At 65.9% G+C, this 19540-nt stretch carries 15 protein-coding genes and 1 tRNA gene; 7 read left to right on the top strand and 9 right to left on the bottom strand.

Features of this window, described 5'->3' with window-relative positions; translation table 11 throughout:
- Positions 1–12: 12 nt before the first annotated feature.
- A complete protein-coding gene (locus S58_RS04010; protein WP_015663961.1) occupies positions 13–210 on the bottom strand; it encodes a hypothetical protein in 198 nt (65 codons plus the stop codon).
- Between the two features lie 352 nt (positions 211–562).
- Here S58_RS04010 and S58_RS04005 point away from each other — a divergent pair.
- A tRNA-Thr gene (locus S58_RS04005) sits at positions 563–637 on the top strand.
- A 228-nt stretch (positions 638–865) separates the two neighbouring features.
- Here S58_RS04005 and poxB read toward each other — a convergent pair.
- Together poxB and S58_RS03995 are read right to left on the bottom strand one after the other, a co-directional pair.
- On the bottom strand, positions 866–2596 hold the full coding sequence (gene poxB / locus S58_RS04000) for a ubiquinone-dependent pyruvate dehydrogenase (protein ID WP_015663960.1): 1731 nt from the start codon (positions 2594–2596) through the stop codon (positions 866–868).
- Positions 2597–3326: 730 nt separating this feature from the next.
- On the bottom strand, positions 3327–4370 hold the full coding sequence (locus S58_RS03995; protein ID WP_015663959.1) for a restriction endonuclease: 1044 nt from the start codon (positions 4368–4370) through the stop codon (positions 3327–3329).
- 205 nt (positions 4371–4575) lie between these two features.
- Between S58_RS03995 and S58_RS03990 the strand changes: the two genes are divergently transcribed.
- Both S58_RS03990 and S58_RS03985 read left to right on the top strand, forming a co-directional pair.
- Positions 4576–5157, top strand: coding sequence for a hypothetical protein (locus S58_RS03990; RefSeq protein WP_015663958.1), 582 nt, complete (start codon positions 4576–4578; stop codon positions 5155–5157).
- Between the two features lie 399 nt (positions 5158–5556).
- A complete protein-coding gene (locus S58_RS03985; protein ID WP_015663957.1) occupies positions 5557–6117 on the top strand; it encodes a carboxymuconolactone decarboxylase family protein in 561 nt (186 codons plus the stop codon).
- Positions 6118–6323: 206 nt separating this feature from the next.
- Here the strand turns inward: S58_RS03985 and S58_RS03980 are convergent, their stop codons facing one another.
- The gene (locus tag S58_RS03980; protein ID WP_015663956.1) at positions 6324–6962 is read right to left on the bottom strand and encodes a VOC family protein; all 639 of its coding nucleotides are present in this window, start codon (positions 6960–6962) and stop codon (positions 6324–6326) included.
- A gap of 16 nt (positions 6963–6978) precedes the next feature.
- A complete protein-coding gene (locus S58_RS03975) occupies positions 6979–7707 on the bottom strand; it encodes an SDR family oxidoreductase (RefSeq protein WP_015663955.1) in 729 nt (242 codons plus the stop codon).
- A 115-nt stretch (positions 7708–7822) separates the two neighbouring features.
- Between S58_RS03975 and S58_RS03970 the strand changes: the two genes are divergently transcribed.
- Positions 7823–9106, top strand: a complete 1284-nt coding sequence (locus S58_RS03970; RefSeq protein ID WP_015663954.1) for a hypothetical protein — start codon at positions 7823–7825, stop codon at positions 9104–9106.
- A gap of 66 nt (positions 9107–9172) precedes the next feature.
- Positions 9173–10795, top strand: a complete 1623-nt coding sequence (locus S58_RS03965; RefSeq protein WP_015663953.1) for an ABC transporter substrate-binding protein — start codon at positions 9173–9175, stop codon at positions 10793–10795.
- Positions 10796–11035: 240 nt separating this feature from the next.
- Here the strand turns inward: S58_RS03965 and S58_RS03960 are convergent, their stop codons facing one another.
- Both S58_RS03960 and S58_RS03955 read right to left on the bottom strand, forming a co-directional pair.
- A complete protein-coding gene (locus S58_RS03960; protein ID WP_015663952.1) occupies positions 11036–12073 on the bottom strand; it encodes a magnesium and cobalt transport protein CorA in 1038 nt (345 codons plus the stop codon).
- A gap of 62 nt (positions 12074–12135) precedes the next feature.
- A complete protein-coding gene (locus S58_RS03955) occupies positions 12136–13740 on the bottom strand; it encodes a hybrid sensor histidine kinase/response regulator (protein WP_015663951.1) in 1605 nt (534 codons plus the stop codon).
- A 313-nt stretch (positions 13741–14053) separates the two neighbouring features.
- Here S58_RS03955 and S58_RS03950 point away from each other — a divergent pair, with 313 nt between their 5' ends.
- Positions 14054–14758 (top strand): SDR family oxidoreductase, encoded by a 705-nt coding sequence (locus tag S58_RS03950; protein WP_015663950.1) that lies wholly within the window; start codon positions 14054–14056, stop codon positions 14756–14758.
- 176 nt (positions 14759–14934) lie between these two features.
- Here S58_RS03950 and S58_RS03945 read toward each other — a convergent pair whose 3' ends face one another.
- A complete protein-coding gene (locus tag S58_RS03945) occupies positions 14935–16374 on the bottom strand; it encodes a glutamine synthetase family protein (protein WP_015663949.1) in 1440 nt (479 codons plus the stop codon).
- 295 nt (positions 16375–16669) lie between these two features.
- Positions 16670–18028: an aromatic ring-hydroxylating dioxygenase subunit alpha gene (locus S58_RS03940; protein ID WP_015663948.1), complete on the bottom strand. Its 1359-nt coding sequence runs from the start codon at positions 18026–18028 to the stop codon at positions 16670–16672.
- A gap of 211 nt (positions 18029–18239) precedes the next feature.
- On the opposite strand from S58_RS03940, the gene S58_RS03935 reads away from it, so the two are divergent.
- Positions 18240–19040 carry an IclR family transcriptional regulator domain-containing protein gene (locus S58_RS03935; protein ID WP_042340527.1) on the top strand — a complete coding sequence of 267 codons (801 nt, stop codon included), beginning with the start codon at positions 18240–18242 and terminating at the stop codon, positions 19038–19040.
- The last annotated feature ends 500 nt before the right edge of the window (positions 19041–19540 follow it).

Genomic DNA, 19540 nt, shown 5'->3' with positions numbered 1-19540 from the left:
CTTCCAATCTGTTCAACGCGTCACATCGTCAGGGCCGCCGCGGGCGGCCGCGTCCACGTCGCCATCCTCGGCCACCGTCGCCTGACTGCGCTCGCGGCTCTGCGCCTTGCGCCGTTTCAGGTTCTCACGCAGCGCCTGCTTCAGCCGCTCGTCGCGCGATCCCTTCTTTGGCCCTGGCCTGCCCGCTCCCTTGCCGGTCTGATCCGTCATCTCCGCCCCCGGTCACCCCTTACCATGAGCACAATTGATGCCGCGGACGCGAATGCCAAGGGGCAAGGCGACGCAGACGGTAGGTTCCGCCTCCCCGGACGTCGCCTGCCCGGATGGGGAGTTGGAGCGATCGTCGCGGTCGTTCCAGCGCTGACGGCGGCATTGTGCGACAATTGCCCGTCCAGTCGGCCGATTCCGACCCGATTCGGAGACTTTTTCTGCCATTCCTGCCGGGCGGGCCGACGTCTTTCCCCGAAAACCGGGCGAGCCGCGCTTGCGCAGGCGGGGACCTTGTGGCAAGAACCGCCCGCGCTTGGTCGCGGCCTTCGGGCCTGTAACCGCGAGTCCCGTTGCTGCCGTAGCTCAGTGGTAGAGCACTCCCTTGGTAAGGGAGAGGTCGACAGTTCAATCCTGTCCGGCAGCACCATTTCGTTTCCCCCGCTTCCTCGCCGCATCGTCTTGGCCTCATGGTTCGAGACGCGCCGCGTTTGACACCGCGAACAGCCGCCTCGACTCGGGCGCGGCGCTCCTCACCACGAGGGGCGACGGCACAAGTCGAAGAACTCACCACGAATCCGCCCTCATCTTGAGGAACCCGCCGAAGGCGGGTGTCTCGAAGGATGGGATACGAGCAGCATTGCCACCCGCGCGCACCTCATCGCGGCAGCAAATTCTCCTTCGCCAGATCGATCACCTCGTCGCCGCGACCGCTCATGACGGCGCGGACCAGCCAGACGCTGAAGCCCTTGACCTGTTCGAGACCGATGGTCGGCGGCATCGACAGCTCCTGCTTGGCCGTGACGACGTCGAGCACCGCGGGACCATCATGCGCGAGCCAGTCGGCGACCGCGCCGGGCAGCTCGCCGGGATCCTCGACACGGCGGCCGTGAATGCCCATCGCACGCGCCATGGCGCCGAAATCCGGATTCTCCAGGTCGGTGCCGTGCTCGACGAAGCCCGACGCCTTCATCTCCAGCGCGACGAAGCCGAGCGTGCCGTTGTTGTAGATCACGACCTTTACCGGCAGCTTCATCTGCTTGAGCGTGATGAGATCGCCCATCAGCATCGCGAAGCCGCCATCGCCCGACAGCGAGATCACCTGCCGCCCGGCCTGCGCAGCCTGGATGCCGATCGCCTGCGACATCGCATTGGCCATCGAGCCGTGCACCAGCGAGCCGACCAGCCGGCGGCGGCCGTTCATGGCGATGTAGCGCGCGGCCCAGATCGTCGGCGTGCCGACGTCGAAGGTGAAGACCGCATCGCCGGAGGCCTGCTCGCTGATGAGCCGCGTCAGATATTGCGGATGGATCGGGAGGCGGCCCGGCGTGCCCACCGCGAGATCATCAAGCCCTTTGCGCGCCGCGGCATAGCGCTTCAGACTGTCGTCGAGATGGCTGCGATCGGACTTCGCATCGAGCTTCGGCAGCAGCGCGCGGAGAGTCTCGCCGACGTCGCCGACCACGCCGACATCGAGCCGCGCACGGCGGCCGAGCTGGCCCGGCCGGATGTCGACCTGCGCGATTTTGACGTCGGAGGGAATGAACTGCTTGTACGGAAAATCAGTGCCGAGCATCACCAGCGTGTCGCAGCTGTGCATCGCGTGATAGCCGGAGGAGAAGCCGATGAAGCCGGTCAGCCCGACGTCGAACGGGTTGTCGTATTCGACATGCTCCTTGCCGCCGAGCGCATGCACGATCGGGCTCTGCAAGGTCGCCGCGAGCTGCATCAGCTCGGCCTGGGCGCCCGCACAGCCGCGGCCGCAGAACAGCGTCACGCGCTCCGCACCGTTGAGCAGCGCGGCCAGCGCGTCGAGCTCGGGCTCGGCCGGCCGCATCACGGGCTTCGGCGGCACCAAGCCGATCGCCGGCGGCAGCGTGCGCTTCGGCGCCGGCTTCAGCGCGACGTCGCCGGGGATGACGATCACGGCGACGCCGCGCTCGCCGAGCGCGGCGCGGATCGCATTGTCGAGCACGAACGGCATCTGCGAGGGATCGGAGATCAGCTCGCAATAGACGCTGCATTCGCGGAACAGGTTCTGTGGATGGGTCTCCTGGAAGTAGCCGCCGCCGATCTCGCTCGACGGGATGTGTGCCGCGATCGCCAGCACCGGCGTGCGGCTGCGCTGCGCGTCGTAGAGACCGTTGATGAGATGCAGATTGCCCGGACCGCACGAGCCGGCGCAGACCGCGAGCCCGCCGGTGATCTGCGCTTCGCCGGAGGCCGCGAAGGCCGCGACCTCCTCATGGCGGACATGCACCCAGTCGATCGTCTTGCGGACGCGCAGCGACTCGGTCAGCCCGTTGAGGCTGTCGCCGACGACGCCGTAGATGCGCTTGACGCCGGCAACCTCGAGCGTCTCGACGATCTGGTCTGCAATGGTGGCCATGAGCGGATGATCCTTTGACGTTAGGAGGCGCCGGGAACGTATCGGATGAGGCTTTGATACGTTGTTACCCGCGCCGGGTGGTCGCGACCGAATCAAAATCCCGCGCCGCCGAAGGTTCCCACGCGATCGCGCAGAGGCCTCGGATCAGGGTGCACGAAAGGCTGAGGTCATGAGCCGGCGGCCTCGCGGCGCGCTTTGCGTCCGAGCTTTGCGGCTCCACCGCCCTCTTCGATAGAGGGCGCAGGGAAGGCCGGGAGCCTGCCGCCCCCATGGCCCGCCTGCAGAAAGAAAATGCAGGCGGCAGGTACCACAGGTTCGGCTGGGACATCCCGGCCCTCCCTGCGCGATGGATTTACGACTTATACGCGCTCTCCCTGGGGACCGGGCTTTCTTGCCCCCATCACCCGCGATGCGCGTGAAGCACACCAGCGAGCTTGGCCTCAGCGTCGGGAGGCCAGGACCACACGATTTCGCCGTCCGCATCGAAATCGTTCGTCCGCCCGCGAATGCGCGCTGCAACTCCGATCCGGCCATCGCATCCCACACACAACGCTCGTGACGACTCGCGAAGCGCCCCTCTTCGATGAGCGCGGGACGGGCGGAAATGTGCAGGTGATTTGCCCGACGGCGCAAGCTGAATTGTTGCGGCAAACTGGCACGACGGGCAGTTTGAGCATGGCGGGCATGCGAAGGCCCATCATAAGATCGCGGCGCCGACGAATTGGACTAATTACGCCTCATCCCCCGCTATCGGCGCCCAGATTTGCTTTAATGGTAACTTGGCTTTCGTCTCGTCCGAAAGATCCTCATAGGCTCGAAAAAGCGCCTTCAGCAAGTCAGGCATCTGCCAAAGGCGGAGCTTGAAGAAATGGTGGTCGAGCTCCCTCTGTGCCGGGACGTTTACACCACCGATGCTAACCAACAGTCCAGTGCTGGCCTGGACATTCGACATAGAACCAATCAGGCGCAGCACCACATCATGATTTGCCGCCCCATCCCCCGACTTCACCTGAACGCACATTCGGTCTTGGCCAAGGCCGAATGTGCCGCCTGCTGCGAGGATGTCGACACCACCGTCGGGGCCGGGCGGAGACACTCTCGTGGTGTAACCCTCAACGCGCAGGATTTCTGCCACCAGATGGGCCAGCGCATGGCCTGCGAACTCTGACTTTATTATAGATATGATTTGCTGATTGGCGATCTCCTCGATATCGGTCGCGTAGTCTGCCGCGTCGGGTTCGTCCTCGGATATCCGCACTGGGACCATCCCCTGGCTGCCGAGCAACGCCCCCGGATCCACACCGCTCTCGAGTACAGCACGCACCCGTTCAAATGCGCCGTTGCGTTTGATTTCACAGATTGTCATGAACGCGCCGAAGGAATGACGTAAGTCTTGCTTGAACGTATCCCGCGGGACGGCAGGCTTTAGCCATTCCACCGAGCGAGAATGGCGATATGGGTTATCGGCGTCGTAGGCGTACTTGCCCGTAACTCTGCCAATAGCGACGCCGTTCGTCACCTTCCGCGGCATCACAGCGAGATCGCCAATCTGGATCGTATGCGCGAATTGATTGAGCTGTGCGGCGAAGTTCTTGAGCGTGTTCTGAGCAAAGCCGGGAAGAACCTCCTGCAGATGGACGAGGATTGCGTCGCGACCTCGCCGGTCGGCAAGGTCGCCGACTTCAAGAAACCCCGGCAGAAGTGCATTCTGTTCTATCGCTGCAAGCTCGCGCTCGCCGCGCTTCCCAGCTCGAACAATCCAGAGGCGAGGCATCAGTTCATCTCCCACTGATTTGACGCTATGAATAGGACGCCCGGTGAGTACGCGCAAGAAAGGGCCGGTCTGGACGTTCTTCGGTCCTGAAACGATCATAGCCGAAACTAACCATGTAGCCTCGGGCAAGCGTCAGCGGCAACCGAGATTGCCGACCCCGCATATCGCTTGCGATCATGCGCGCGACGCGCTGTAAGTCAAATCCATGTCCCTGATCGACCGATTCCTGCCGGACTACCAATTCTCTGAGCGTCATGCGACGCTGGTGCGCTGCCCGCCCGGCGCGCTGCTCGACCTCATCCAGGGCTGGGAGCCACCGCGCGATCGCTTCACCGAATTCGCGATGACCCTGCGCCAGACGCCGGCGCGGCTGATGCACAGGCTGTCGCCGGAACGCCATCGTGCGCCGCAGCCGTTCAGCCTGAAGAGCTTCACGCCGCTCGGCCGCGACGGCGACCGCGCCATGGTCGGCGGGCTGATCGGGCAGTTCTGGCGCAACGATTTCGGCCTCGTCCACATTGCGAGTCCGGAGGCGTTCATCGCCTTCAACGCCCCGCGCACGCCGAAGCTCGTGCTCGGCTTCATGGCCGAGTCCGAGGGCGAGCTGACGCGGCTCGTCACCGAGACGCGGGTCTATTGTCCCGACCGCATGTCCTACTTGATGTTCCTGCCCTACTGGCTGCTGATCCGTCCCGCCAGCGGGCTCATTCGCCGGCGTACGCTGCGCGCGATCAGGGCGATCGCCGAGCAGCGCAATTCCGAAGCGGACGAAAGCTCAGCGCGCTGAAGCTCGAATTGCGCTCCGAATGCAACGGCGGCGGCTCCTCTCCTCCGTCATGGCTGGGCTTGTCCCGCCTGCGCCGCTGAAGCCGCTTCGGCGCGGCGAAGACCAGGCCATCCACGTCTTTCATTCGCGCGGCTTCGTGGATGGCCGGGTCAAGCCCGGCCATGACGGAAGCGAGAGCTGGCCTCAGGGCCGGATCGCGTAGGTAACGGCCCTTCATCGGCAACAGTCCTCTCGCACGATGCCGGCTCTCTCGCTGCCGTGACGTGCAAACGAGCGCGCCAAGCCTGCTCTGCCTGCATCTTCATCAGGACGGTCGCCATGACACCGGATCGTCACCCGAACGTCACTTGCTCCGCTGCGCCACTGCAATAGCCTGGGGCGTCACAACAGGAGATCATCATGCGCCTCCCCATCGTCAGCCCGGACGCGTTGAGCGACGAGCAGAAGCCGCTCTACGCCGACATGAAGCAGGGCATTCAGGCGAGCTTCAAGGGTTTCATCAACATCCGTGATGATGGCGCGCTGCTGGGGCCGTGGAATCCGTGGCTGCGCGAGCCGAAATTCGGCAAGCCGGTGTGGGAGCTGGTGAAGGCGATGGTCGACAAGCCGTCGCTGCCGCCGACCGTGCGCGAGGTCGCGATCCTGGTCACCGGCGCGCACTTCCGCTCCGCCTATGAGCTGTATGCGCATGTGCTGGTCGCCGAGCAGCGCGGCCTGTCCGACGAGAAGCTCGCCACCATCGTCGCCGGCCAGCGGCCGGCCGATCTCACCCGGCAGGAAGCCGTCGCCTATGATTTTGCCTCGGCGCTGGTCAATGGCGGGGTGCTGCCGGAGCTGACCTACAAGGCCGCTGTCGCGCAGTTCGGCGCGCATGGCGCCGCCGAGCTGTCCTATCTGATCGGCGTCTATTGCATGGTGTCGGTTACCCTCAACACCTTCGACGTGCCTGTGCCGGATTGAAAAGGCGGCGCAGCCCGATCGGCGCGTCGCCTTCGCTGCCCATCGGCGGGGCCAGCGCTCACCGCGATGAGGATCCCGTAGCCGCGGGTGAGCGTCAGCAACACCGGGGATCGCCGGAGTTGGCCCGGCATGTCGCTTGCGCTCATGCGAGCTACCACTTCGATCGGCATCGTCGGGGCACGGCGGTGGCGTTCGCGACGCCGAAATCACGTCAGCTCCTTCGGCCCCGCTGGCGTTTCGATCAATGCACGATAGCGCAGCTTCTGCCCGTGCCGGATTTCGGGAGGACGGTCCACCCTTAACGTACGGTAGCGCGCCTGCAACGCGGCGGGGTCGGGATGTTCGAGTGTGAAGGACCTCAAGCGCGCACCGAGATCGGCAATGGCCGCCATCGCCCGTGGTCTGCCGCGCCTGTCGATGATCGAGGGGGCGGCGCCATCGAGCGGCAACGCTCCATTCGCCGGAATGGCGAAGTCGAAGGACGGATTGACCGGTGGCAGCGCCACCTTCGCGCCGAACAGGTTTGGATGCCCGGCCAAGACCGTATCGATCGCATCCGTGCGCGCGACCCAGCCGCGCAAACGCTGCCCCTCATCCCAATCGGCCCTCACGCCGTCCTCATCATCCAGGCCGAACCATCGCGGGTGATCGGGCGGCGTCGCCTTGGGATCGAGCGCGACGATCTCCAGATAGACGCTATCACCGAGCTGCAGCAGATGATTGTGGGTGCCCATATAGTCATGGCGTTGCCCGAACGGGACATCGAGACCAAGGCAGTCGCGCACATGCGCGACGCCCTCGGCAAGGTTCGGGGCGATGACCGTGAGGTGGTCGAGCTTCAGCATCCGCCTTCCGTCTGCTCTACAGATCGAAGTTCGTCGGCAGCATCACGACGTCGCGGATCGTCATGCCGCGCGGGCGGGTCAGCATGAACATGATGACGTCGGCCACTTCCGCCGGCTCCAGCAGGCTGCCGGACTCGCGCGCCTCCTTCAGCTTCTCGGCCGGCCAGTCCGCGATCAGCGCGGTGACGACCGGGCCCGGCGAGATCGCGCCGACGCGGATGCCGTGCTTGAAGACCTGGCGGCGCACCGTCTGCACGAAGCAATCGATCGCCCATTTCGACGACGCGTAGACCGGCTCCCACGGCGTCGGGTAATGCGCGGCCAGCGAGCTGGTGACGATGATGTCGCCCGCGCCGCGTTCGATCATGTGCGGCAGCACGTCGCGCACGTTCTTCATGACGACGTTGACGTTCAGGTTCAGCATGCGGTCGATCGCGTCGGTCCTGGCGTCGACGAGGTCGCCGCCGAGATAGCTGCCGGCATTGGCGTGGAGGATGTCGAGCCGGCCGGCCGCGTCCAGCACGCGCGGCAGCAGGGTGGCACAATCAGTGGGATCGAGCAGGTCGATCACCACGGGACTCACGGCGTCGCCATACTGCCCGCGCAGGCCCGCCAGCGCCGAAGCATCGCGATCGATCATCACGACCCGCGCGCCGGCGGCCAGCATTGCCGCGCTGCTGGCGAGGCCGATGCCCGACGCCGCGCCGGTGACCGCCGCCACCTTGCCTTCGAGTTCCCTGGTCATCACGCTTTCCTCCCGGGAGCGCAGCCTAGCGCAATTCGCGCAGCGCTGCTGCACCTCGTTGGACCCATCGCAATGCCGGCGCGTTGCATCCTCGTCGCACGCAATGAAGAGCCCGATGGAGACGATCGAAGCCTATCTCGCCCGCAAGCATCAGGAGTTGCAGCTGCTGAACGCCTGCCTGCGGAGGCCGCATGCGGTGCCGGCGCCGCGCTCGGTGATGGAGGTCGTCCGGCACAAGTTTCAGTTCACGGCCGCGCTGAAGGCCGAGCACGCGCTCAACGACTGGACCGCGACGGAGACGGCCTGGGCGGATGCCGACGATCATCGCGCCGGCCCGTTTGCCTTCAGCTACGACTATCAGCGCGCCGATCTCGACGTGCGCGGGCCGTCGTTCTATGCGGCCGGCGGGAGCCGTCATGACACCGTCTACACCATCTCCGGCATGGCGGCGATCGCGGCGCTGCTGCTGGCGATGCGGCCCGCTCTCGGCACCGCCGACCTGCTGATGCTGCCGGGATCCTATGGCGAAACGCAGGAGCTCATCGCGGCGCACGCCCGTCATCTGCACCCGGTGACGTTGACCCGCGATCTTGCCAATGCGCTGGCGCAGCCCTCGCCCGCGCCGCGGCTGCTGCTGATCGATTCCAGCGCGACCACGTCGCGCTTCGAAGCCGTGCTGAGTTGCGATCGCCCGGCGATCGATCTCCTGATCTTCGACACCACCTGCTTTGCCAACGGCTCCGGCCGCATCCGCCGCGTGCTGGCCTGGGCGCGGCGCTGGGACGTGCCGGTGGTGATGGTGCGCAGCCACACCAAGCTCGATTCGCTCGGCGCGGAATATGGCCGGCTCGGATCGGTGGCGTACGTCGATTGGGCGACCGCCAGCTCCACAAAGCGGCTTGCGCTCGCGGCGCTGCCGGAGGAAACGCGCAACGCCGTCCGGCTGCTCGGCGGCGCGGCGCTGCCGGCGCATTTCCCGCCTTACGTCGGAATATCAGCCTATCGCGCACTGACCGCGCGGCGTGTCGCCGCCATCCTGCGCAACAGCCGTCGCGCGCGGCGGCTGTTTGCAACGACGCTGCGCGGCCTGACGGCGGAGCTCGACTTCGCGCACGGCCTCTATGTCACGCTCGCGAGCCACGCGCCGCTGGACGAGGTCACCGCGCGGCAGGCCGCAACGGCGATGAGCGACGATCTCCGGCGCGCCGGCCTGCCGATCCGCCATGCCGGCAGCTTCGGCTTCGATTTCGCGGCGACCGAATGGTTCCACGACGCCACCACGGACCGCTACAGCGTGCGTGTCGCCGTGCCCGACCTGCCGACCGCGATCTGGGACGAGCTGACGGACGCCATCGCGGGCTGGTGGTCGGCACATCAGGGGCGATCCGCCGCGGCGTGACCCCCGCGTCATGGCACGCGCCTTGCCTCGTCAACGGCAATCGCACGATGCCGCAGGGGGGTCCCAATGAGCAGCTCGCATTTCGATGTCACGCGCCGCCGCGTCGTTCTCGGCGGTCTCGGCGCCGCCGGGCTCAGCGCGCTGGCGCCTCGTGTCGCGTGGTCGCAAGGCCGTGCCGAGACGCTGCTGGTGGTGCAGGAGCTCGGGCCGAACTCGCTGGACATGCAGGGCGTGGGCTCGAACCAGACCGTCAACGGGCTCGCCTGGAATTGCTACGACCGGTTGCTCGGCTACGCAGCGAAGACCTTGCCGGACGGGACGACCTCCTATGATCGCGCGGCGCTGGCGCCGGAGCTGGCCGAGAGCTGGGAGGTCGCCGCCGACGGGATGTCGTGCACCTTCAAGCTGCGCAAGGATGCGACCTTCCACGACGGCACGCCGGTGACGGCGAAGGACGTCAAATGGTCGTTCGACCGCGCGGTCTCCGTCGGCGGCTTTCCCACCTTCCAGATGTCGGCGGGATCGCTGGAGAAGCCGGAGCAGTTCACGGCCGTCGACGACCACACCTTCCGCATCGACTACATCCGCAAGGACAAGATGCTGCTGTTCAATGTCGCAGTGGTCGTGCCGTTCATCATCAATTCGGAGCTCGCCAGGAAGAATGCGACGGCCGAGGACCCATGGGCACTGGCCTGGCTGAAGGCCAACGAGGCTGGCGGCGGCGCCTACAAGGTCGTGAGCTGGAAGCCGGGCACCGAGACCGTGTTGAGCCGGTTCGACAACTGGACATGCGGGCCGCTGCCGAAGATCAAGCGCGTGATCGCGCGCGACATTCCCTCCGCCGGCACCCGCCGCGCCATGCTCGAGCGCGGCGATGCCGATCTCTCCAGCGGCTTCGCGCCGCGCGATTTCGATCAGTTGATCAAGGAGGACAAGGTGAAGGTCACGGGCGTGCCGATTCCAAACGCGCTGTGGTATCTCGCGCTGAATACGGCAAAGCCGCCGTTCGACAATGTGAAGCTGCGCCAGGCGATTGCCTGGGCGATGCCCTATGAGCAGATCCAGTCGAGCGCGTTCTTCGGCCGCGCGGTGCCGATGCATGGCGGCGCGAGCGAAGTGACCAAGCCGGTGTGGCCGCAGCCGTTCCCTTACGTGACTGATCTCGATAAGGCCAAGGCGCTGATGAAGGAGGCTGGCTTCGCGCAGGGCTTCGAGACGACCTTGTCGCTCGATGCCGGCACCGCGACGGTCGGCGAGCCCACCGCGATCCTGATCCAGGAGAACCTCGCCAGGATCGGCATCAAGGCCGGCATCGACAAGATCCCCGGCGCCAACTGGCGCACCACGCTGAACAAGAAGGAGCTGCCGATGGCGCTGAACCGATTCAGCGGCTGGCTCGATTATCCCGAATACTACTTCTATTGGAATTTCCACGGCCGCAACTCGATCTTCAACATCTCGTCCTACCAGAGCAGGGAGATGGACGCGCTGATCGACAAGGCCCGCTTCACCGAGGATGCGGCGGAATACGAGGCGACGGTGAAGGCGTTCATCGCGCTGTGCATGCGCGAGGTCCCGGTGGTGCCGCTCAACCAGCCGATCCATGACGTCGCAATGCAGAAGGCTGTCAGCGGCTATGAGTTCTGGTTTCACCGCGAGCCGGATTATCGGCAGTTCGCGAAGGGGTAGGTGTTCGTTGATGGAGTCGGATCCGCCGCCGCGGACTGGCTGCGCTCCGTCTCCCCGTTCTTACGGGGCCGCGACGAGCTTCGCTCGCGCTGAGAGGGTCGGGGTGAGGGCAGACGCACGGGGATTGTCGTGGAGAGACCTGTACCCTCTCACCCGGATCGCATCTGGCGATGCGATCCGACCTCTCCCCGCAGGCGGGGAGAGGTAAGGCAGACCGCGCAAGCGGAAGAGGCAAAGGGTTCACAGCCACCCACGTCGCCGGAACTGCGTATAGAGGACCGTGCAGACGGTGACGATGAAGCCCAGCACGACATAGTAGCCGTATTGCCATTTCAGCTCCGGCATGTGCTCGAAGTTCATGCCGTAGATGCCGGCGACGGCAGTGGGCACCGCGAGGATGGCGGCCCACGCTGCCAGGCGGCGGGCGATCTCGGTCTGTTGCGCCTGGCCGGCCATCATGCTGGCCTCGAACACGAAGGCCAGGATCTCGCGCAGCGAATCCGCGTCCTCCTCGGCGCGCTTGGCGTGGTCGAGCACGTCGCGGAACAACGGCGCCATCTCGGCATCGATGGCGACATTGTCGACATGTTCGAGCCGCTTGCAGACGTCGACCACCGGACCGACGGCGCGGCGCAGCCGCAGCAGGTCGCGCCTGAGGCGATACAGCCGGTCGACCTCGTGGCGCGCCAGCGGACGCTGCAGCACGACCTCCTCCAGCGTCTCGACCTCGGCCATGATGCTCTCGGTCACCGGGCGATAATTGTCGACGATGAAATCGAGGATCGCATAGAGGATGTAGTCCTCGCCCTTGGCGAGCGAGCCCGGGCAACTCTCGCAGCGCTCGCGCACCGCGCCATAGGACGTCGAGGCGCCGTGGCGCACCGAGACGACGAAGCCCGGGCCGACGAAGATATGCGTCTCGCCGAACACGATGTGTCCGTCGACGAGCTGTGCGGTGCGGGCCACGACGAACAGCGCATCGCCATAACGCTCGACCTTGGGCTGCTGATGCGCCTTCGACGCGTCCTCGATCGCGAGCTCGTGCAGGCCGAACTGATCGGCGACGCGCCGCAACAGCGCCGCATCCGGCTCGTGCAGCCCGAGCCACACCACGTGGTCCGGCCGCTTGCTCCAGGCACCGGCGTCCTCGATCGGAATGTCGGCGACGCGGCGGCCATTGGCGTAGACGCCGGCCGCGACCACGCCGGGCTCGCGCGGCTCACTGCGAGGCTGAAGGGCCGGCGCATCGGCCGCTGTCTGCATCGTCACCTGACGCATGGTGGACTCTCCGCTCTGCGGACCGACTTTCCGCGCGAGGACTCTCCTGGTCAAGCGCCGCATCAGGTGACGCCGGTCGGGCCGTCGAGCAGCTGCCGAACGCGGCGGACAAGATCGGTGCGCCGGTACGGCTTGTTGATGATCTCGAACTCGCCGATATTGGCATCGGCGCGCTCGACCGCGGCGTCGGAATAGCCGGTCGTCAGCAGCACTTTCAACTTTGGCTGGCGCTTGCGCGCCTCGCGCGCCAGCACGGTGCCGTTCATGCCGCCGGGCATCACGAGATCGGTGAACAGGAGATCGAAGCGCACGGAGGAATCCAGCAGCTCCAGCGCGGCATGCGCGTTGGCGGCGACCTCGGTGCGATAGCCGAAATCCTCCAGGATCGAGCGCGCCAGCTCGGCCACCTCCTGGCGATCCTCGACGATCAGGATGCGCTCGCTGCCGGTGCGGTCCATCACCATCTGCGGGCGCACCGACGGCGCGGCGATCGCCTGCGCGGTGGCCGGAAACAACAGCTGCACCGTCGTGCCGAGGCCGACCTCGCTGTAGAGGTAGGTGCTGCCGCCGGACTGCCGGGTGAAGCCATAGACCATTGCGAGACCAAGACCGGTGCCCTTGCCCTCGTCCTTGGTGGTGAAGAACGGCTCGGCGACCCGGGCGAGGATGTGGTGCGGAATGCCGACGCCGTCGTCGGACACTTTCAGCGCAACATAGCGCCCGCCCTTGGGCACGCCGAACTGCACGACGTCCTCGTCCGCGATCTCCTTGTTCTCGGTGCGGATGGTCAGCGTGCCGCCATGCGGCATCGCATCGCGCGCATTGACGAACAGATTGAGCAGCGCGACCTCCGCCTGGGTCTGGTCGACGCGGCTGTTCCAGAGGCCCGGCTGTGCCTTGACGACGATGCGCACGCTTTCGCCGAGCGTGTGGCGCGCCATCTGCACCATGGTCTCGATCATGTTGTTGAGGTTGATCGGCCGGCTGTCGAGCCGCTGCTTGCGCGCGAACGACAGCAGCTGCTGCGTCAAGGTCGCGGCCCGATTGGCGGCTGCGCGGATGTTGTCGACGGCGCGGCGGTGCCGCGGGGCGAGCTCGCTGACGGCGCCTTGCAGCGTCTCGGTGTAGCCGATGATCACCTGAAGAATATTGTTGAAGTCGTGGGCGATGCCACCGGTGAGCTGGCCGATCGCCTCCATCTTCTGCGACTGGATCAGCGCGCTCTCAGCGTCGCGCCGGCGCGACACGTCGAGTTGCGAGGCGAAGAAGTAGACGAGCTCGCCGTCGCGATTGTAGACCGGGCTGATGAACAGCGCATTCCAGAACGCAGCGCCATTCTTGCGATAATTGAGGATCTCGACCGCGACGTCCTGGCGATTGGCGATCGCGCTGCGGATCGCGGCGACGGTCTCGCGGTCGGTATCGGGCCCCTGCAGGAAGCGGCAATTGGTCCCGACGATCTCGGCCAGGTCATAGCCGGTCATCTCGATGAATGCGCGGTTGGCAAACAGAATCGGATTGTCGTTCTGGCGCGGATCGGTGACGATCATCGGCATCCGCGTCGTCTCGACCGCGGCAAAGAAGATGTCGTGGTGCTCCGACGACAGATCGGACGCATCGCCGCTGTCGACGACCGCGCGATCGCGCTGCGGCTTGTGTTCTGACATGCTCCCCTGCTCCGCCTTTCCATCTCCGTGACACGCACGGTCCCGCCGGCGCCCGGCGCTCGCCGGTGCAGCGCCCCTTCGATATGCCGCTCGGTGTGATCGGGTTCCCGTAGGCAGCCTTTGCGTGAGAGGGAGTCACGAACTGCTCACGACAATGCGACGGACCGGGGTGGAACGAATGTCGAGGATATTCGGGTACGCTGTGCCGGGAGAGACCGAGCTGAGTGCAAAGGTCCGCCAGCGCTCGACGCTGCGGGCGGAAACGCGCTACATCCTCGCTTCGGTCATTCGAAACTGAGCAGGAGTCGTCGTCATGACAGGACAAAAGGTCGCGCTGGTCACCGCCGGCGGCAGCGGCATGGGCGCGGCGGCGGCGCGGCGCCTCGCCGCGGACGGATTCCAGGTCGCGATCCTGTCGTCGTCGGGCAAGGGCGAAGCGCTAGCCGCTGAGCTCGGCGGCCTCGGCGTCACCGGATCGAACAAGTCCAACGACGATCTCAAGCGCCTCGTCGACGGCGCGGTCAGCCGCTGGGGCCGCATCGACGTGCTCGTCAACAGCGCCGGCCATGGCCCGCGCGCGCCGATCCTGGAACTGACCGACGAGCAGTGGCACACCGGGCTCGACACCTATCTGCTCAACGTCATCCGCCCGACACGCCTCGTCGCGCCGGTGATGCAGGCACAGAAGAGCGGCACGATCATCAACATCTCCACGGCCTGGACCTTCGAGCCGACGGCAATGTTTCCGACCTCGGCGGTGTTCCGCGCCGGGCTCGCGTCCTTTACCAAGATCTTCGCCGACACCTACGCGGCCGACAACATCCGCATGAACAACGTGCTGCCGGGCTGGATCGACAGCCTGCCGGCGACCGAGGAGCGCCGCAGCACGGTGCCGATGGGCCGCTACGGCAAGTCCGAGGAGATCGCCGCCACCATCGCCTTCCTCGCCTCCGACGGCGCAGCCTACATCACCGGCCAGAACATCCGCGTGGACGGCGGGCTGACGCGGAGCGTGTGAGGCGCGGCGCTTGTTGTAGCCCGGATGAGCGCCAGCCGACGCCTCTTCGGCGGAGGCGTTAGCGACATCCGGGTTCACCGGCGGCACCTCGTGAGAACCCGGATGTCGCTGACGCCTCCGCCCTTCGGGCTTCGGCTTCCGCTCATCCGGGCTACGATTCTGCGATAGCATCCAACTCAAAACATCTCGAAATATTCGCGCTGCTCCCAGTCGGAGACTTCCGCCTGGAAGCGTTCGATCTCGGCTGTCTTGAGGAAGGTGTAGTAGTCGATGAAGGTGGCGCCGAAGGCTTCGCGGAAGAACGCGTCCTGCTTCAGCGCATCGACCGCCTCGCTGAGCGATTTCGGCAGCAGACTCGCCTTGGTCTCATAGGGCACGTCGGCCGACGGGCCGGGATCGAGCTTGCGGTCGACGCCGTCGAGGCCGGCTGCGATCTGCGAGGCCATGTAGAGATAGGGATTGGCGGCGGGCTCGCCGATGCGGTTCTCCAAACGCGTGGCGCGATCGCCGGGACCGCCGAGCACGCGGATCATGACGCCGCGGTTGTCGCGGCCCCAGATCGCGCGGTCCGGCGCCAGCGAGTAGGCGCGGTAGCGCCGGTAGCCGTTGATGGTCGGGGTCGAGAACACCGCGGCGGCGCGCGCATGCGCGAGCAGGCCCGCCATGTAGTGGCGGCCGAGCGCTGACAGACCTTCGGCGTCGTCCGTCATGAAGGCGTTACTGCCGTCGCGCGCGACCAGCGACTGATGCAGATGCCAGCCGGACGACATCGCGTTCGGGATGCGTGGGCGGCACATGAAGGTGGCATGATAACCGTGCCGCTGCGCGATCTGCTTCACGGCGCTGCGAAACAGCACCATCGTATCGGCGGGCGCCAGCCCGAGCGCCGGCTGCAGCACGAACTCGCACTGGCTCGGCCCATATTCGAGCTCGATCGAGCGCAGCGGCAGACCCAGCGCGACGAGGTTCGCCCTGATGATCTCGAGCGCCGGCTCCATCTGATCGAAGCGCTGCTCGGTGAGATACTGATAGCCCTGGGTCAGCAGGCTGACCGTGGGCGGCACGCCGGGCTGCCCGGGCATGCCGGCGTCACCAGGCGCGAGCCTGGGATCCTCGACCTTGAAGATGTGGCATTCGACTTCGAGGCCGGCCATGAACTGATAGCCGCGCTGATCGAGCGTCGCCAATGCCGAGCGGTAGAGATTGCGCGTGGCGAATGGGACCGGCACGCCGTTGGCGAAATACAGATCGCACAGCACCCAGCCGGTGCCTGGCGCCCATGGCAGCACGCGAAACGTGGTGGGATCGGCGACCATCAGCGCATCGCTGCCGCCCTGCATCTCGGCCATGCCGAAGCCGCCACCCGCGGTGAACACCGGAAACACGGTGCGGTGCGAGGTATCCTTGGCGAGCAAGGTCGTCGTGATCGAGCAGCCGTCCTCCAGCGACGACAAGGCGGCGTCGACGGTCAGCGTCTTGCCGCGCAGGATGCCGTGCTGGTCCGGAAACGAAAAGCGGATGGTGGTGAGGCCGTGCTCCTCGGCAAGGCGGCGCATGCGGACTGCGGCCTCGGCCTGTTCGGCGGTCCACAGCTGATGCTTGTCGACGAAACTCAACGATTGCTCCCGGGTAGGATGGCTGATCGCGCGATCGAGTCCGCGGCCGTGCGGCGGGCTCGGTCCTCGCCTCTCCCCGCTCGCGGGGGCACGAGCTTCGCTCGCACTGAGAGGTCGGATTGCATCGAAGATGCGACCCGGGTGAGAGGGTACAGGTCTGACCGTTCGCACTTCCCGCGCGGCTGCCCCTCACCCCGACCCTCTCCCCGTGAAGAAGGGGGAGAGGGGGCACACGGCGCTCGGGGCAAGAGCTCGCCAACTACACCAAAGGACAAATGCGCGCTCACGCCCACCTTCACTCCGCAGCGCTCAGATGCGGCGCCAGGCGCACGATATCTGCTGGCACCGGTGCTGCCCAGGGGGCGTTGCGACGGCGGCGGACGTCGACTTCCATCCAATAGGTCTCCCAGCCGCGCGTCGGGCCGATGCCGTCCATCGTCGCCGGGCCCTGCACGCTGCGCGCCTCGGCCGGATCGAGGAACAGCATCGGCGGCTCGCCGCCTGCGACCTTCTCGATCTGCTCGCGCAGCAGCCGGCGATATTGGATGATGGCCTTGTCCGATTGCCCGAGATGTTCGCGGGTGCGGTCCTGGATCCGGCCCATCGATTCCACCGCCCACTGGTCGTGCACGTTGATGTCGTTGCCCATGCCGGTGTAGGTCGCCGTCGCCTGCTCCCGCGGATCGAAGCCGTAATCGTTGCTCTTGTTCTTGCGCGAGCGATATTCGGGCAGTTCATAGAGCTCGAGCCGCTGCTCCCGCATCTTGGCCCGGTCGACGGGCGCGCCGTAGCTGGTGAAGATCGCGTACCAGTAGCAGGTCTCGTCATCGACGGGCACGTGCCACTGCGTGATCGTCATCTCCGTGCTCATCGGGATCACGAAGGCGTGCGGGAATAGCTGATTGGTGACGCGCACATGGGTGCGCTCGGCATCGATCTCGCGTAGCGCGATGATGCGCAGGCCGTATTCGGTGCGCTCGACATTGATGATCGGGCGATCATATTCGCGCAGCACCTTGGTCATCGGAAGCTCGCTGTCGGCGGAAGCGCCGCGGAACTGCTTGCCATAGGCCGTCGACGTGTCCTCGTCCTCGAAGAAGCGATGCAGGAACGAGGCATGCGCGGGATCGATGCCGACCTCCAGCGCCTGCAGCCAGTTGCACTCGATCAGGCCCTTGAAGGCGAAGGTGTAGGTGTCGGGCGCGGTGAAGCAGTCGAGATCCGGGAACGCCGGCGCTGCGCCGTCGCCGAGCCAGGCCCAGAGGATGCCACCCTTCTCGACCACGGGATAAGAGCGCTGCCGGATGTTCTTGCAGAGCGGAGAGCCCGGCGGCTCGGCCGGTGTCTCGAGGCACTGTCCCTCGACATCGAACAGCCACCCATGAAACGAGCAGCGCAGACCTCCCTGTTCGAGGCGCCCGAAGGCGAGATCGGCGCCGCGATGCGGACAGTCGCGGTCAAGTAGTCCGTAGCGCCCCTGCTCATCCTTGAAGAGAACGAAGTGCTGGCCAAGCAGCTTGACCGCGCGAACCGGCCGTTCGCCCACGAGCTCATCGGCCAGCGCCGCCGGCTGCCAGTACATCCTCATTAGTTTACCGGCAGGTGCGGTGGGTCCGATGCGCGTGATCAGGTCATTCTGCTCCTGGCTCATCATGATGGCCGTCTCTCCTGTTCCGTCGCAAGTCGGGCGTTGAGCGTCACGTGATCATCCAATAATGTTCGCTAGCCGAACACATGTTCGACAAGATTAGATTCGCTTTAAGTGGGGAGAAGCGCAAGTGAAAAAGCTACAACCGAAGCCCAGGGGCAAACGGACAGCAGCTTCACTGCGGCCGAAAACAACAACAATGGAACGTGTCAGGCCGATGCCGAAACTAAAGCGGACTGATGAGGAGAAGAAGCAGGCTCGGGGCGACGGTCCTGAGTTCGTCGAAGCGCTCGATCGCGGCTTGAGGGTGATACAAGCCTTCAGCCGCGAGGGTCGGCCAATGACGCTGAGCAAGGCCGCCGAACTCACCGGCCTTGCCCGCGCCACCGTGCGCCGCATCCTGCTGACGCTGAAAGCGTCCGGCCTGGTCCACGGCGACGACCGGCTGTTCTCGCTGACGCCGCGCGTCCTGCTGCTCGCTTCCAGCTACCTGGCCTCGAACCAGATCAACAGCGTGATGCAGCCCCTGATGGACGCGACGGCCACCGAGGCCCGCGAGGTCTGCTCACTGGCGGTCCTGGACGGCGACGAGGTCGTCTTCATCGCGCGGGCCACGCCGACGCGGATGTTCTCCACCGGGCTCGAGATCGGCTACCGGCTGCCGGCGTTCTGCACCTCCGTCGGGCGGGCACTGCTGAGCCGGATGCCTGACGATCAGCTGGGCGAGGCCATCGCGCGCATGTCCGTGACCGCGATGACGTCGACTACGGTGACGGACAAGCAGGCACTGCTCGAAACGATCATCGCGGCGCGCAGTGACGGATATTCGCTGGTCGACGGCGAAGCCGAGCACGGCTTCCGCTCGATCTCCGTGCCGATCCGCCGCTACGATGGCGGCATCGTCGCCGCCGCCAATATCGGCGGCCATGTCGATCGCATCGGGGTCGACGAGATGAAGGAGCGCTTCCTGCCGCTGCTGCAGAAGCTGGCAGCTACGGTCCAGCCGCTTCTGGTGTGACCCCATCGACAGGCGCCGGCTCGCATGAAGCCGCGCAGCATCGAGCCGATGTGGCGCGCCCGAACTCATGCGCACGAGCATGGGACGGCGATCACATCCGAAGAAGCCATCACTGGCACTGTAACTCTTCTGCGCGCATGACGACGGACGGGATCGGCGATGCATCGGTCCCCCGTCGACGTCTGCCCCCGAGCGCGTCAGAGAGGCACCTCGTCGTGGTGCAGCGACACCTCTCATCCCTTCGCTTGCTGCGAGGCGGCACCTGCGCCGGACGTGCCGCATGCACACCATTGCAAGAGCGGGATCGCGGCCTGCACCATCGAGCGAACTGCATGTGGCGGTAAGATCATGCACAGCGGGATCACCTACGCCGCAAAGCTTGAAGTAGCTCGGCCCATCACGCGCTATCTATTAGTTGCAGAGAGACACGTGGTCGAATTCTGGCGACGGCCATCCGATGGCCACAACTAATAAACTCCGAGCTGCATCTGCCGTCTCCG

The organism is Bradyrhizobium oligotrophicum S58 (assembly GCF_000344805.1).
Classification (GTDB): domain Bacteria; phylum Pseudomonadota; class Alphaproteobacteria; order Rhizobiales; family Xanthobacteraceae; genus Bradyrhizobium; species Bradyrhizobium oligotrophicum.
This window is presented reverse-complemented; position numbering and strand designations above follow the sequence as displayed.